Source organism: Bacillus norwichensis (assembly GCF_014836955.1).
Lineage (GTDB): Bacteria > Bacillota > Bacilli > Bacillales > Bacillaceae_C > Siminovitchia > Siminovitchia norwichensis.
Map to the genome: position 1 here is coordinate 1 of NZ_JACSPV010000033.1, position 15,096 is coordinate 15,096.

General features: G+C 42.9%; 15 protein-coding genes and 1 pseudogene. All 16 read right to left on the reverse strand.

Translation table 11 applies throughout. The features are described 5' to 3' along the window. Positions 1–146: pseudogene (locus H9631_RS15835) on the reverse strand (agmatinase); the annotation flags it as partial. Positions 147–298: 152 nt separating this feature from the next. Then, a complete protein-coding gene (locus H9631_RS15840; protein ID WP_191814488.1) occupies positions 299–1,696 on the reverse strand; it encodes a sigma-54 interaction domain-containing protein in 1,398 nt (465 codons plus the stop codon). A gap of 439 nt (positions 1,697–2,135) precedes the next feature. Continuing rightward, positions 2,136–3,551, reverse strand: a complete 1,416-nt coding sequence (locus H9631_RS15845; RefSeq protein WP_225221098.1) for an amino acid permease — start codon at positions 3,549–3,551, stop codon at positions 2,136–2,138. A gap of 247 nt (positions 3,552–3,798) precedes the next feature. After that, positions 3,799–4,011 carry a 4-oxalocrotonate tautomerase gene (locus H9631_RS15850; protein WP_191814492.1) on the reverse strand — a complete coding sequence of 71 codons (213 nt, stop codon included), beginning with the start codon at positions 4,009–4,011 and terminating at the stop codon, positions 3,799–3,801. Positions 4,012–4,029: 18 nt separating this feature from the next. After that, on the reverse strand, positions 4,030–4,821 hold the full coding sequence (locus tag H9631_RS15855) for a 2-keto-4-pentenoate hydratase (RefSeq protein WP_191814494.1): 792 nt from the start codon (positions 4,819–4,821) through the stop codon (positions 4,030–4,032). 2 nt (positions 4,822–4,823) lie between these two features. Next, positions 4,824–5,849, reverse strand: a complete 1,026-nt coding sequence (dmpG, locus tag H9631_RS15860) for a 4-hydroxy-2-oxovalerate aldolase (RefSeq protein WP_191814496.1) — start codon at positions 5,847–5,849, stop codon at positions 4,824–4,826. 39 nt (positions 5,850–5,888) lie between these two features. Beyond that, positions 5,889–6,764 carry an acetaldehyde dehydrogenase (acetylating) gene (locus H9631_RS15865; RefSeq protein WP_191814498.1) on the reverse strand — a complete coding sequence of 292 codons (876 nt, stop codon included), beginning with the start codon at positions 6,762–6,764 and terminating at the stop codon, positions 5,889–5,891. A 24-nt stretch (positions 6,765–6,788) separates the two neighbouring features. Next, positions 6,789–7,565 carry a 2-keto-4-pentenoate hydratase gene (locus H9631_RS15870; RefSeq protein WP_191814500.1) on the reverse strand — a complete coding sequence of 259 codons (777 nt, stop codon included), beginning with the start codon at positions 7,563–7,565 and terminating at the stop codon, positions 6,789–6,791. A gap of 66 nt (positions 7,566–7,631) precedes the next feature. Then, positions 7,632–9,101 carry an aldehyde dehydrogenase gene (locus H9631_RS15875; protein WP_191814502.1) on the reverse strand — a complete coding sequence of 490 codons (1,470 nt, stop codon included), beginning with the start codon at positions 9,099–9,101 and terminating at the stop codon, positions 7,632–7,634. Then, the gene (locus H9631_RS15880; RefSeq protein WP_191814504.1) at positions 9,098–9,595 is read right to left on the reverse strand and encodes a RidA family protein; all 498 of its coding nucleotides are present in this window, start codon (positions 9,593–9,595) and stop codon (positions 9,098–9,100) included. The genes H9631_RS15875 and H9631_RS15880 overlap by 4 nt, the downstream gene beginning before the upstream one ends. After that, positions 9,592–10,602 (reverse strand): amidohydrolase family protein, encoded by a 1,011-nt coding sequence (locus H9631_RS15885; RefSeq protein ID WP_191814577.1) that lies wholly within the window; start codon positions 10,600–10,602, stop codon positions 9,592–9,594. Before H9631_RS15885 ends, H9631_RS15880 begins: the two co-directional genes overlap by 4 nt. Further along, positions 10,599–11,144, reverse strand: coding sequence for a 3-hydroxyanthranilate 3,4-dioxygenase (locus H9631_RS15890; RefSeq protein ID WP_191814506.1), 546 nt, complete (start codon positions 11,142–11,144; stop codon positions 10,599–10,601). Before H9631_RS15890 ends, H9631_RS15885 begins: the two co-directional genes overlap by 4 nt. A 291-nt stretch (positions 11,145–11,435) precedes the next feature. Then, complete coding sequence (locus H9631_RS15895; protein ID WP_191814508.1) at positions 11,436–12,092, reverse strand: cysteine hydrolase family protein; 657 nt, start codon at positions 12,090–12,092, stop codon at positions 11,436–11,438. 206 nt (positions 12,093–12,298) lie between these two features. Continuing rightward, positions 12,299–12,826: an FAD synthetase family protein gene (locus H9631_RS15900; RefSeq protein WP_191814510.1), complete on the reverse strand. Its 528-nt coding sequence runs from the start codon at positions 12,824–12,826 to the stop codon at positions 12,299–12,301. Positions 12,827–12,862: 36 nt separating this feature from the next. Beyond that, the gene (locus tag H9631_RS15905; RefSeq protein WP_191814512.1) at positions 12,863–14,368 is read right to left on the reverse strand and encodes a 4-hydroxyphenylacetate 3-hydroxylase family protein; all 1,506 of its coding nucleotides are present in this window, start codon (positions 14,366–14,368) and stop codon (positions 12,863–12,865) included. A gap of 219 nt (positions 14,369–14,587) precedes the next feature. Next, entirely contained in the window at positions 14,588–15,070 is a 483-nt protein-coding gene (locus H9631_RS15910) for a flavin reductase family protein (RefSeq protein ID WP_191814514.1), read from the reverse strand. Positions 15,071–15,096: the final 26 nt, after the last annotated feature.

The window sequence follows — 15,096 nt, forward strand, 5'->3', positions numbered from 1 at the left end:
CCTGTCCGGTTGGATGCCGCCGTGTCAAAAGGAACACCAAGCACAGCGAAGTCAATATCATCAGTTGTTCTGACCTGCTCCAATCTCATAAAAGTCCTGTGTCCCACAAAGCGTGGAGATTGGGATGAGTCTTTAGGCTTATACATTGGTTAACCTCCTAAAATTATTGCTTACCCCTAACTTATTAAGCAAAGAGCATGCCAACTGTATAAGCCTTCCATATATGAAAATCCCAATAAAATAATCCGAATCTGCATCAAGGAGAGGTTTATTGATGCTAATCCGGATTTAAATTCACTTATGAATTAATACCATATTTTTGCAGCTTTCTAACAACACTTGACTGGCTGATTCCTAAGTAATCCGCCATTTCATACGTAGTTTTATATTGTCTATAAGCTCTTTTCAGCCAACGGATTTCTACGTTTTGTAATGCTTCTTGCAGGTTTTCCGCCTGTTCAGGAAGCTCTTCCTCTTCCTGTTCATAAGCAACGGAAGGAGAGTGCCTCTCATGAAACGGAAGGGCCACAGGATAAATGATCCGATCTTCTGTCGTAATCACTAGCCGTTCCATTAAATTCTCTAATTCTCTAACATTACCCGGCCAGCTATAGTCAAGTATTTCATGGATTGTCGTCGCATGAAGTACCTTATCAGTTCTGTACTTGTCATTGAACATCCCTAGAAAATACTCGCATAATTGCAACAAGTCATCCTTCCGCTCCCTTAGAGACGGTATAGTAATTGGGACGACATTCAAGCGATAAAAAAGATCCTCGCGGAACTTCCCTTCCTTTACCATCTCCGCCAAGTCCCGGTTCGTTGAAGCAATAATCCGAAAGTCAATCTGTTTAGGCTCTGTGCCGCCGACTCTTGTCATTTTCTTTTCTTGAATCACCTTCAGAAGTTTTGCTTGGAGATTTAACGGCAGCTCCCCTACTTCATCTAGAAACAGCGTACCTTTATTGGCTAGTTCTATTAGCCCCGGCTTCCCTTCCCTGCTTGCTCCAGTAAAAGCTCCCTTTTCATATCCGAACATCTCGGATTCAAATAGCGTCTCCGGTATGGCTCCGCAGTTCACTTCAATGAAGGCTTCCTTACTGCGACTACTTTTTTCATGAATCGCCCTCGCAAAAACGTTTTTTCCGACCCCTGATTCACCGAGAAACACGACAGTTGCATCAGATAGTGCCACCCGCTGAATGAGCTGCCAAACATTGCTCATCTCCTTGCTTTTTAACACAATGCCATCTGTATATTGTTCCTTATCCCGCAACTCTTGAATTTCTGACTGATAATATTCCATTTTGACTCGCAGTTCTTCAAAATCTTCCTTGATTTGGCGGAGCTCGGTCAAATCATGTGAGAAGCTGATAACTCGAATGATTTCTCCATTTGCATCAAATACAGGCATAGCAGTTGCCATGACTGTGCGACCCGTGAGCGTATTTTGCATCACCTGGATTTCTTTCTTTTCTCGAAGCACTCTTTTTGTAACTGATGGCGAAAAGACCTCCATCTTCTCCAAATCATCGACCGTTTTTCCGATCAGTTCTTCAATTGCCAATCCATATATAGATTGGCAATTAGGACTACTTCTTATTACTTTTCCCTTCCCATCAGTAATAACAATATTATCATTTGATGTTTCAAGAATAGCCCGTAATTCCAGCTCACAAATATTTTCTTCCACCATTCAACTTTCACTCCTCACACAATATCCGAACTCATATGTAAAGATATTCTATCATAGTAGTGTTTGAATACATGCAGCTTTGCTACGGTGTTCAAAGCTTCTCCAATATGTTTCCACACGGCTTTCCCTCTAAACCAGCAAATAGCTTCTTTTTGAATCAGCGAAGACACTTTTATTCATTCTTTTGCTTCTGATTTGCCAAGTGCATTCCTTATCTGCAATTCTCTAATTAAAGCGACCGCTGAACAAGAGATTTTAAATCAGCAAAACTAAACGATGAATCAGGTAAAATACGTTTATAAAATCAATAAGCACACAGCTTTTTTGCTGTGCGCCCCTTCTGTAATAAAAGACATTCGATCTGATCGTATTAAAGACGCTTTATTCGCGTCTATTACGGGTCAGCATTCTTCACAGATGATCTTCAACATCCCCAATATTAAAGTGCATCTTCCTGATTTTCCGCCCCTGCCCGATTCGATTGTATCTTTTTCCATATAAAGTATACAACGGTAATCAAAATTAACCATGGAATTCCGTAGATCAGCGTTTCTTTGAAGTTTTCCGAGTACCAAGTAGAAATGACGATAGAGAAAACGAGAACTGCACCTAAAATAGATGAAAAAGGATACCCGATCATTTTAACCGGAAGCTTTCTGCCACCGATTTCATTCCAAGTTTTTCGAAACGCCAGGTGAGTAATAAAAATCATAAACCAAGTAAACATCGCTCCAAAGCTGGAGATAGAAATCATTGTTGTAAATGCTGTTTCTGGCGAAACAACTGTATAAACGGTTGCAATAGCAATACCAATAACGGACGTTGCTAGAGCCAATGTTGGGACGGATCTTTTACTTAATTTTCCAAATACCTTTGGTGCATAACCCGCTCGCGATAATGAAAACATCATACGTGTGGATGTATATAGCTGACTGTTCATTGCTGAAAGTGCTGCAACCAGAACAACGAAGTTTACAACACCTGCTGCCCCAGGTATATTTAAAACTTCCATAACCTTTACAAAAGGACTTACTTCTATACCCGCTACACCCCATGGAACAATCATGAGCATAAGCGATAAAGATACAATATAGAACAATACTAATCTTACAACCGCAGATTTTAAAGCGATAGGAACTGCCCTCTCTGGCTCTTTCGCTTCCCCTGCGCTAACCGCAATCATTTCAATACTCAGGTAACTGAAAAGTGAAATAAATACAGCGATCCACATACCCCAAAATCCATTTGGGAAAAACCCACCATTATTTGTATAGTTTTGTATACCAATTTCAGAAGAACTGTCTGCACCCACGATTACGTATATTGCAAGAATAATAAAAGCAGTAATCGCTACAATTTTGATTAGAGACAACCAATATTCAACTGCTCCAAACATGTTCACACTCGTTGCATTTACATAAATAAGAAGGCCGGCAAAAAGAAGGATCCATACGATTCCAGGCACCGTGGGGAACCAATATTTCATATAAATGGCAATCGCTGTTACTTCCGTCCCTACCGCACACACAAGGCAAAACCAATATGAATACCGGACAGAGAATCCTGACCATGTGTTTAAATACCGTTCAGCATAGGCACCAAATGAACCAGAAGTCGGGTGGGCAACGGTCATTTCAGAAAGAGCTCCCATCAATAATAGAGCGATAAGTGCACCTATTGCATAGCTTAGAATTACACTTGGTCCAGCTGTGCTGATAGCCAGCCCGCTCCCCAAAAACAATCCTGTTCCAATTGCCCCGCCAATGGCAATCATGGTCAGCTGTTTCGTGGTCAATCCTTTGTTGAGTCCTTTTTCTCTTTCAATAATCTCCTTAATTCGATCATTTTCTTGCAAGTGTCTCACCTCAAATTCCTTTTTTGTCATTCCGGCTTTTAGAGGTGTTTCATTTTTTAAAAATTGTCTTTGTAATCCAAAATAATTATTATTGAAAAGATATTAAACTTTCTCAAATTCCGCGGTAACAATGGCACTTGATATACTCTGATCCTGCTCTATAATTTGCTTTATTATAGTCTACTGGGGCCTCCTCATAGAAAACAAACACGTTCCGAGAGCAAGATTCTTATCGTAAGGCTCTCTATTACGCCTGGCTTAATCCTTTTGTCTTCCTAATCTCTTTCATTGGGAGGCCACCGGCCCCCCAATGGCTATGATCAATTTCCGTTACCAGTACCCTAACTTGCTCTGGCTTGACTGAAAGGTTTTTTACTGCAGCTTGCGTTACATCCGCAATTAGCCCTTTTATCTGCTCACTGCTCCTACCTTTTAAAACTTGAACTTGAAAGATTGGCATAACATCCCCCTGTATACCCTATTGGCAATAGAAAAAGACACTGCCCAACCCGTTAAACTGAGCTACGATTGTATCTCCTGAATCAAAAGAAATAGCTTCGGACATGGCACCGCCAAGGATGATTTCACCCTTTTTAAACCCTCTGCCTCGTTTGCTCAACTGATTGGCCGCCCATGCTATGGCTGTAGCAGGATGACCAAGAACAGCAGCACTCGAACCAGTCTGCTCTACTTTTCCATTCTTTGACATAACCATACCGATATTTCCCAGATCCAATTTACGAGGACTGACCAACTGGCTGCCCACAACAAACTTGATAGATGAGCAATTGTCCGCAACAACATCTGTCAAAGTGAATCGGAAATCCTTATAACGGCTGTCGATTACTTCTAATGCTGGAGCTACATACTTGGTTGCTGCAATGACATCTTCTTCCGTTACATTTTCTCCTTCTAAATCCTTATCCAAAAAAAAGGCAATTTCGGGTTCAGCTTTCGGATGGATTAGCTCCGACCTTTTCATTGCTTCCCATTCGTATGCCAGCATATCCGCATGCAAATAGCCATAAATAGCTTCATTGACTCCCATCATTTCCTGTTTAGCCTTGCTTGTCAATCCTAGTTTAATACCGACAGTTTTCGTTTGGTTTTCTTTTAATCTGCGGGTGAGAAGACCATCCTGAAGCTCATAGGCTTTTTCAATCGTCAAGTCAGGATATGTATCCGTAATTTTGACTACTTCACGAGCTTCACGTTCGGCAGATAACAGATAGTTAATAATCTCTTGATCCTCATTTGTTTTTAATAACATGATCATGCCTCCACTGTTTGTTTTTTAGACAAATTGGCTGCCACATCCAATATCATATCTTCCTGCCCACCGACAACGTTCATTTTGCCAAGCTCTATTAAAATATCTCGTGGGTCGATTCCGAATTTCTTGCCAGCGCGTTCAGCATGAAGTAAAAAACTTGAATATACTCCTGCATAACCAAGAGCCAAGCTGCCTTTTTTGATTTCTTGGGAGCCCGGTATAATCGGACCAACGACATCTTCCGCCAGGTCCATCATTTTATATAAATCAATGCCGACATCATACCCCATCCGATCCATCACCGCCAGCAGCACCTCCGTCTGTGTATTTCCTGCTCCTGCCCCAAGACAGCGTACACTGCCGTCGATCCGTGTAGCTCCTTCCTCAATGGCAGCAAATGTGTTGGCAACTGCTACAGACAAGTTGTTATGCCCATGGAACCCAACTTCGATATCAAGGGATTCACGCAGGGCTCTTATTCTTTCCCGCACTTCATGCGGCAGCAAAGCTCCGGCTGAATCAGTAACATAGACTGCTTCAGCTCCATAGCTTTCCATTAATTTTGCCTGTTCCACTAGTTTTTCGACTGGTGCAGAGTGCGCCATCATCAGGAAGCCCAAAGCTTCCATTCCCAGTTCGCGAGCCATATTGATATGCTGAGCTGAAACATCTGCTTCTGTTACATGAGTCGCCACTCTGACTAGTTTCGCACCGCACTTGTTGGCTTCTTTGAGCTCATGCACTGTACCGATGCCCGGCAGCAGCAAAACTGCTATCTTGGATTGCTTCACTTCCTCAACAGCTGCTGCAATCAGTTTCAATTCATCTACAAGAGACCGCCCGTACTGGATTGTAGATCCTCCAAGCCCGTCTCCATGGCTGACTTCTATATAATGCATACCTGCATCATCCAATGCTCGAGTCACATCTCGTACCTGCTGCTCTGTGAACTGGTGAGCCACCACATGACTTCCATCACGTAGAGAAACCTCTGTAATTTTAATATCCTTTCCAGGTCTACTCATAAGAGGCACTCCCTTCATATTCGATTATTATCTTCTGACTTAAGAGACGACAATCATACTGCGAGCAATATCTTCCCCCACTCTTGCAGCTGCTGCTGTCATAATATCAAGGTTACCTGCATATGAAGGAAAATAGTCTCCAGCCCCTTCTACTTCTAGAAAGATCGTAACGATATTCCCATCAATAAGAGGCTCCTGTTTTAATCGGTAACCTGGCACGTATTCCTGTACTTTTTTGGCCATGGCATGAATGGCATCAAAAACTGCTTGTTCATCCATATCTTTCACTTCGCAATAAACCGTATTTCTCATTAAAATCGGCGGTTCCGCAGGATTTAATATGATAAGGGCCTTTCCCTTGTCCGCTCCGCCAATTTCCTCGATTCCACGTCGGGTAGTCAGCGTGAACTCATCAATATTTGTACGAGTACCTGGTCCTGCACTTTTACTGGAAATAGTGGCTACAATCTCTGCATAAACCACATCTGCTGCCTGATTCACTGCGTTCACCATCGGAATCGTTGCCTGGCCGCCGCAAGTAATCATATTGACGTTATCTGCAGGAGCGTCCCCGAACTTGGTGCCGACCGCCGGGCTAAAAAATGGCCCTACCGCAGCGGGGGTCAAGTCTACTACTTTTTTCCCCATCTCTTTTAAAATTTTCGCATGGTTCAGATGAGCTTTGGCCGATGTGGCATCAAATACAATGTCGGCAAGGTCTGGATGATCAATAAGAGCCTGGATTCCATTAAAAAATGTCTGGTATCCTTTATTCTGCGCTCTTTTCAAACCTTCAGAATGCTCTTCTATGCCGATCACGGCCGTTAATTCGATGACATCACTGTTTTCAAGCTTATACATCAGGTCTGTGCCGATATTTCCCGAGCCGATAATGGCGGCCTTTACTTTTCCCATAAAATATCTCCTTTCATATCATTTCTATTTAAATGTCACACTGACGGACCCCAACGAGCCAAAATCAGCTTTTACATAATCACCGGCCTTAATCGCCACGGCAGCGGAGAGAGCCCCTGGTAAAATCAGCTCATCCTTTTTCAAAGTGATGCCGAAGTCATACAATTTATTAGCCAGCCAAGCAATAGCCTCCGCCGGGTGTCCAAGAGCCGCTGCTCCGGAACCGGTAGCTAGTAATTCTTCATTTTTATAAAGTGCCATTCCCGCTGTCCGCAGATTTGTATTGTCCAAGCCAGTCTGCCGGTCTCCCAACACCACTTTTGCTGATGATCCGTTATCTGCTACCGTATCAATCAGTTTAATTTTCCAGTCGGCGATGCGACTGTCGATGATTTCCAAAGTAGGAATAACATATTTTGTGGCCATCAAGACATCCAAATAGGTTACGTTCGGACCAACCAGATCCTCGCTTAACATGAAGCCGATCTCAGCTTCTACCTTTGGAGCTATCATGTCGGCTGTATCAATTATGCTGCCATTTCTAATTTGCATATCATCAAACAGATGCCCGTAATCTGGTTCTTCAACATTAAGCATCTTCTGCATGGCTACGCTCGTTAATCCAACCTTCTTGCCGATCGCTGTTCTTCCTTGGTCATTTTTTAATTTGACTGTCTCCAATTGAATTTGATAGGCGTCTTTTAGCGTTAGTGACGGATCACGTTCTGTTAAAGGAGACACTTCTTTTCGGGTTTCTTCAGCATTTAACAGCTCTTTGGCATAGTCCTCTAATGTAGTCAATTTTATCCCCCCACAAAGTAAGTAAAACAAAGGAAAGGTGATGAGATCACCTTTCTCTATGTCTTGTCATTTTTTTATTGTGATTGTTTTAGCCTCAGTATAGAAATCAAAGCTGTGTCTTCCGCCCTCTCTTCCAATACCACTTGCTTTGGAACCTCCGAATGGTGTGCGCAGATCACGGACATACCAGCAATTGACCCACAATAGCCCGGAATTGATGGCTGATGAGACTCGTTGGGCTCTTCTTAAATCATTTGTCCAGACCACGCCAGCTAAGCCATAGATGGAATCATTAGCAATAACAACAGCATCTTCTTCCGTTTTAAATGGAATAATCACTGGGACCGGTCCAAAGATTTCTTCCTGTGCCACTCGCATTTTGTTATTCACATCATATAGAACAGTCGGCATATAGAAGTTTCCTTCTTCAAGTCCTTCGACCCTCTTACCGCCATGCGCCAGTTTTGCTCCCTCTTCAAGCCCAATCTGTACATACTTGTCAACCGTTTCCAAATGGCTTTGAGAGACAAGAGCACCCATATCAGTAGATTCATCCAATGGATCTCCCACCTTAATAGCGCGAACTGCTTCGACAAACTTGTCTAGAAATTGGTCATAAATGCTTTCTTGCACAAGAATTCTAGACCCTGCTAAGCAGATTTCTCCTTGGTTGCGGAATATCGCTTCAATCGAACCGGCTACTGCTTCATCCAAATCTGCATCTTCGAAAACGATGTTAGCTGACTTTCCACCTAGCTCCAGCGAAACAGGAATGAGACTCTTGGATGCGTTAGCCATGACAGTCTTACCTGTTTCAGATTCGCCGACAAAAGATATTCGGCGCACAGACGGTTCGCTAGCCATCACCTTACCTACCGTACTACCCGGTCCAGTTACGATATTCAGCACACCCGCAGGCAGTCCAGCTTCGTTGGCAATTTCCCCAAGCATGACAGCACTTAGAGGTGTATAAGAGGCCGGTTTAACAACAATAGTGTTTCCCGCCGCCAGGGCGGCTGATGCTTTCCAAGTCATTTGCATAAACGGCAGATTCCAAGGAATAATCAGACTGGTGACCCCTGCAGGAGCATACTGGGTATAAGACATATGACTGCTCATATCATAGTGTTCATGAGCGATATACTTAGCCATTTCAGCAAAAAAACGGAAGTTCGCTGCTGCACGCGGAATGTCAAAGTCCCGACTTTCTTTAATCGGTTTCCCAACATCCAACGTCTCCACAAAGCTAAGCTCATCCACTTTCTCTAAAATAAGGTCTGACATTTTGCATAAAATACGGGATCGTTCTTCAACCGACATGCCGCTCCATATACCACTGGTGAAAGTCCGCTGGGCAACATCGATAGCGCGTTTCGTATCAATTTCATCTGCACTTGCTACCGAAGCTAATCTTTGGTTGTTTGCCGGATTAAGGGAATCGAACGTGGCTCCAGAATGGGCATCTACATATTGGCCGTCTATAAAAAGCTTAGCATCTTGTATTCTTGCTTTCTCCAATGCTTTCTGTTTCGTCACCTTGATTCCTCCTCGTCCTCCACTTCAAGAATCATTTCAATTTCAATGGCTGTATTGTTAGGCAGTTGTGCCATCCCAACTGCAGACCGGCCATGTTTACCTTTTTCACCGAAAACTTTTCCAAGGAGATCAGATGCTCCGTTCATGACTACCGGCTGCTCAGTGAAATCTTCAGTACTGTTCACCATACCCAGCACTTTTACAACCCTTTTCACCTTACTTAAATCACCTAATTCATTCTTGACTACGCTGAGTAAATTAAGCATTGACTGCTGGGCGGCCTTATAGCCTTCTTTTGTTGTCAAGTCTCGGCCTAGCTTTCCGTGGTATTCATCCACGCCCTGCCCTGCGGTAAATAATAGATTTCCTGTCCGCACACAGCTGACATAGGAGCCTACAGCTGGTCTTAGAGATGGAAGCTCCAATCCGAGTCGTTCTAATCTTTTTTCAGGAGTTTCAGATATATCTGCAACATTTGCTTTAGGATTCGTCATTTCAACAATTCTTCCTTTACATTGATATTTAAGAAAGCTAGTGCGTTTTCGCCAAGGATGGCTTTCTTTTGTTCTTCGGTTAGCCCGAAAGTGTCATCAATGACCTTACCTGGCGGAATCTCCCGTAACAAGAATGGATAATCAGACCCCATGACAATTTTCTCATGACCGAAGCGGTCAACTAAATATTGTAGATTCATTGGGTCATAGTTTAATGAATCAAAGTAGAACTTTTTAGCATAAAAGCTCGGCGGCTTTTCAATTTTTCGGATATTCGGCCAGACATTCCAGCCTTGATCCAGACGGGGCAGGATATAAGGGAACGCTCCCCCGCCATGTGCAAAGCATACTTTCAGATTCGGATGTTTCTCCATAACAGCTCCATTGATCAGACTGGATGCAGCCAAAGCCGTCTCACTCGGCATTCCAACTGTGTACATGAAGTTATGGCGCGGAAAACGTTCCTTTCCTAGGGTTTCCCAAGGATGAACAAAGAGTGGGACGTTCCACTCCTCTGCGATAGCAAAAAAATCGGCAAAAGATGGGTCATCTAGGTTGTGGCCATTAACGTTTGTGCCAATTTCTATCCCCTTCAGGCCAAGCTCAAAGATGCAGCGCTTCATTTCACGTATAGCCGTGTTCGCATCCTGCATAGGAACGGTTCCAAGACCAATGAAGCGATCCGGATGATCTTTTACCGTTTCAGCGATAAAATCATTTTGTATTTTTGAAAAATCCTCCGCTTGGGCCGGATCTGCCCAGTAAGAAAAAGTGACTGGGATCGGAGACAAAACCTGAATATCAACCCCTTCTTTATCCATGTCTTCAATTCGCTTTTGTGGACTCCAAACCTGATCGGTAACCTCACGGAAATTCTTTCCAGAAACCATAATATTGGCTCCACAAGAACAAGTTTTTTCCAATACCGGCCAGCGCCCGCCCCCATATTTTTCGACAAAATTTGGGATGTCTTCTGGAATAATATGTGTGTGGAAATCTACCCTCATTTCCACAAGCCTACTTCCTCAGGCATAACATGGCCGCAATTGTCACACGTGCGAAGATCCTCGCTGCTATTAAATTCTTCAATACCGGCTTTTAGTTGAGTTTCAATATTGGTCAATTGCATGGTAATACGATGCAATTCATGATCGCACTTGTCACAGAACCAAACCATATCCTCTAATTGTCCAGGCCCACGCATTTTCTCAATTACAAGACCATATGTGTCAGCTACTCGATGCGGGGAATGCGGTACGTTGGCTGGAAGCAAGAACACTTCCCCTTCCTTGACAGTGACCACCTCGCGTTTTCCCTCATCATTAATGATTTCAACATAACAGTCTCCTTCAATCTGATAAAAAAACTCTTCAGCAGGGCTGACGTGGAAATCACGGCGTTTATTTGGTCCACCAACCATCATGTAAATGAAATCAGAGTCTTGCCATAAAGCTTTATTGTTCACCGGCGGCTGCAGCTGATCTTTGTTTTCCTCAATCCATCCCTTTAGACTAAATGCTTCAAACGTCCTGATTGTGTCTTTTGTCATAATTAATACCCTCCATTCTAAATCCTCCTAAATAAAGCGCATTCATTTTTAATTTCAGCTGGATGCGCCTCCTAGCTTAGAAGTTTTTTTATTTAAGATTAGTATAATGAAAGGGCATTCTTTATATGGTCGTATTATTTCACAATATGAAATAAGCTAAAAATTCCTTAAAGTTTTTCCTTTAATGTATTTTTGGGTAAATAGCAAATGTGCCATAAAAAGCTTGTAGAGAAAAACTATCTACCTCTACAAGCCAAGCAACACCTTTAGATAAGTTATCTCAAATCCACCCTACACCCGCTCAACCTCCTCCGTACCTTCAACCTTCTGCATAAAATCATCCGCCTTCATAACATGAGCGGTAGATCCTCCCAAAATTGTTAAACATACGCGGTGAACTTCCTCTGCTGGAACCTTTCCGAAGCCAATATCTCCATAATCATAGGTACCTGTCACATCTGATAGAAAAGCGACCTTATATCCTCTATACATCGCATCCCGCGCTGCCGCAAAACAACAATCTTCTGTTGTCAGTCCTACAATCACCACATTCTCAATCTCCTGGTTCCGCAGGATTATATCCAAGTTAGTACCGAAAAAGGGACTGTATCGATGTTTTTTAATCACAATTTCATTTTCCAAAGGAGCGACTTCAGGATAGATCTCTGTCCCCGGTGTGCCATCAATTAAGCAGGCTCTATCAGCAACAAGTGGATAGATATCTCCGTACAATCCCATATCGGATCCGTCTTCGCGGTGAACATGTGCTGTATAGATCACCGAAATTCCTTTTGTCCTTGAAAACTCCAGAACATCCTTGAGTCTCGGCAGCAACTTTTGTCCCATCGCAGTCTCCAGCGGCGCTCCTGATGCGACAAAATCATTTTGCATGTCAATGACCAATAAAGCTGTTTTTTTCGGATCAATATGATTAATTTGTAACCCCATACCTATCCCTCCTTATCAAATGCACCTTGGCCTATTTGCGCCAAGATTATATCAAGCTTCGCTCGATAAATTCCTCTGAAAATCTGTGATCCTTCGAGGGCTTTGAGCTTAATTAGCCGGACTTGCAACCCCCACTGAATGGAATATCATATGCAATCAGTTCACCACTTATAGAATTGGGAGACTTGTGTCAACTTACCTTATCACTACGCCCACCCAAGCAGAGGCAAAGCCTGATCCTGCTTCCCCTGTAAAATCAATTCTCTGATTCTACTGGAGGAAATTCGTTCTCCATTCGCACAACAAATAGGATGAATCGGGTTGACGAGGAAATGTTTTTTTAAAAGAGAAACATCCCCACCCCGCTCATATCCGAACCTAAAATCATCTCCAACTATGATTGACCTTGGATTCATCACAGATAACTCATTAATAAAATCATCCGGCGTCCGTTGCAAATAGTGTTCATCAAATTTAGCGAGCACAACATGATCTACACCTAAATCCTTCAAAAGCTTTAGCTTTTCATTCGGATTCGTCAGTATCTGAGCTCCCTGAAAGTACGCTCGAGGAGGCGGATAAAATGTATACACTACACTCGCTACGCCCTCGGAGCGGCTATTCTTTACCATTTCACGGATGACGGTTTGATGTCCGCGATGTACCCCATCAAAAGCCCCGATGGCAACAACCGACCCGGATAGTATAAGACCTTCGTTTTGGTGAACTCTCAACTGATCTCCCTCATTTCAGCCCTAAAAATCGGAACGTTATTTGGTTAATTCTTTCATTTTGCTTTTATATTCATCAGACATCAACAAGGATTCTTCCAAGGCACGATCCACACGAGGATAAGAAGGATTATTCCTCTTATGCACATTGTAGAACATTCCCATTTTGCGAACTGGATCTCCTGAATAATAGCGCTCATATTGTAATAGCCTTTGACCAAACGCCTCTCCACTCAAATCCCAAGCCAGCTTGAACAAACGTACTCTCTTTTCAGATGAGATACCTGAACGCCCAGTATAATACTTATTCATATCATCGGCTATTTCTGGGTTATTAAAATCTGCTCCTGTTGGTGACATCAAGAGGCCGCCTGCAGCAACTGTCTGGAGAATCTCTATTGCTCTCGGATACATATTAGGCAGTAAACCACGAACAGTTTCCAGCGGTACAATATTTGGAATCGCTTCTCCTTGTTCCGTGATAGTAAATTCCCGCTCAGCAGTGCGCACCAATGCTCTTATGGTTTCCACACCTTGGATCAGTTCAGACAACTGATTTTGAACGTTCAGAAACCCGTCTACTCCAATGGAATCTGCAATGGCACATGTCACATCAGTGACAAAAGAGATTTTGGCTAGTCCCCTTACAGCCGACTGATGAGAAGGCTGCAAATTGGCCCCTGTTTTCGGATACAATAAGTTGCCAGCCTCCACATTTTGATTAATAAATACACGCTCCCAAGGAACAAGAACATCATCAAAGACTAATACTGCATCCATTTCTTCGAACCTTGAAGCAAGTGGGTGATCCCACGTTGAACGTTTTCCATCCTGAGTCTCTTCACGGCAGTAGATTTTCAAACCAGGTGTATCGATTGGCAAAGCAAACGAGATGGCAAACTTTTCATCACCTGGCTTAAAGCTAGGATAAGAATAAATAATCACTTCATCAGTAATAGGCGCAAGCGTTGCCAGCATTTTAGAACCGCGGACAATTAATCCATCTTCCGTTTCTCTTACCACTCCTAGGTGAGAGTATTCAGATTCCTGTTCATGCGAAGATTTGCTTCGATCATTTTGCGGATTCACAATTGCATGTGTGAGAAATAAATCGTTATCCCTTACATATCTGTAATAATTAATGATATTCTCACCGTAGCGGTCTTCTCCATACTCCCTGAAGAACCAATCATTCGTCGCAAAGGAAGTGAGGACTACATTCAAGAAATCCGGGGTTCTCCCCATCAGCCCAAAAGTGGCTTCAGCCCAGATTTCGAATACGCGTCTGCGCTTTTGCAGATCTTCTCCATCCCTTGGAATAAGAAACGAATTATTGACTCTTTCTCCTGTTTCCTCACAAATATGAGTAATTTCTTCCTGGTACTCAGGATCATGCTGCATGTCATATAACCTGGCAAACTCTTTAATCGGCTGCGTAAAAACCGGATGATTATAAACATCTGTTATTCTTTCACCGCGAAGCCATACCTCCGGTTGCCTTGATTGAACTCCTTTAATGTAATCTGCTCCTGTTCTAATCCCCATTTTCCGTCCCTCCATTTGTTAATCAAATGCGCCTCGGCGTATTTGCGCCAGATTTTAACGAGCTTTAATCTCAATACATCTCCTCTGAAAATCTAATGCATCTACCGGGAGCTTTAATTTTATTCAGACGGGGTTTGACCCCCGCTGAATGGAATACCGAAATCTTTCATCTCACCACTTACAGAAGTCGGCGACTCCTGCTGTATGAAGTTAAAAAGATTAATTTCCTGCTAACATAGCTTTATATTCCGTTTCGGAAAACCTACCTCTGTAAAAAATGAGCCCTTCATTGTCACTATGAGAAAAGTCTTCAATCTTACCTACAAACAACAGATGGTCACCACCTTCATATTCCGCCCAAGGAGAACATTCAAAGTGAGCCGAAGCACCTTTTAATCTGGGACCTCTTGTACCTTCTTCCCATTCCACAACTAAATCTTCTTGAGGACGCCCTGCAAATTGCATGGCATAAGCTGACTGATTTGCAGATAAAACATTGATTACGAATGATCTGTTCTTTAATTCCTCAAAAGCTTTTGTCCCTTTATCAATTGAAACAAGCAAAAGTGCCGGGTCCAAAGATACGGAAGTAAAGGAATTAACCGTAATCCCTCTTCTTTGACCTTCATTATTCACCCATGTAACCACTGTGACACCGGTTGCAAAACAGCCAAAAGCATTTCTTAACTCTCTGACATCCATATGCTTACTTCCTCCAATCTCGGTGT

Bases quoted from the DNA above. Each gene is read 5' to 3' on its own strand.
- dmpG (WP_191814496.1), bottom strand. From the start codon at position 5,849: ATGAGTAGACCTGGAAAGGATATTAAAATTACAGAGGTTTCTCTACGT.
- H9631_RS15885 (WP_191814577.1), bottom strand. From the start codon at position 10,602: ATGAGGGTAGATTTCCACACACATATTATTCCAGAAGACATCCCAAAT.
- H9631_RS15840 (WP_191814488.1), bottom strand. From the start codon at position 1,696: ATGGTGGAAGAAAATATTTGTGAGCTGGAATTACGGGCTATTCTTGAA.
- H9631_RS15905 (WP_191814512.1), bottom strand. From the start codon at position 14,368: ATGGGGATTAGAACAGGAGCAGATTACATTAAAGGAGTTCAATCAAGG.
- H9631_RS15865 (WP_191814498.1), bottom strand. From the start codon at position 6,764: ATGGGAAAAGTAAAGGCCGCCATTATCGGCTCGGGAAATATCGGCACA.
- H9631_RS15910 (WP_191814514.1), bottom strand. From the start codon at position 15,070: ATGGATGTCAGAGAGTTAAGAAATGCTTTTGGCTGTTTTGCAACCGGT.
- H9631_RS15855 (WP_191814494.1), bottom strand. From the start codon at position 4,821: ATGTTATTAAAAACAAATGAGGATCAAGAGATTATTAACTATCTGTTA.
- H9631_RS15850 (WP_191814492.1), bottom strand. From the start codon at position 4,011: ATGCCAATCTTTCAAGTTCAAGTTTTAAAAGGTAGGAGCAGTGAGCAG.
- H9631_RS15895 (WP_191814508.1), bottom strand. From the start codon at position 12,092: ATGGGGTTACAAATTAATCATATTGATCCGAAAAAAACAGCTTTATTG.
- H9631_RS15880 (WP_191814504.1), bottom strand. From the start codon at position 9,595: ATGACGAATCCTAAAGCAAATGTTGCAGATATATCTGAAACTCCTGAA.
- H9631_RS15890 (WP_191814506.1), bottom strand. From the start codon at position 11,144: ATGACAAAAGACACAATCAGGACGTTTGAAGCATTTAGTCTAAAGGGA.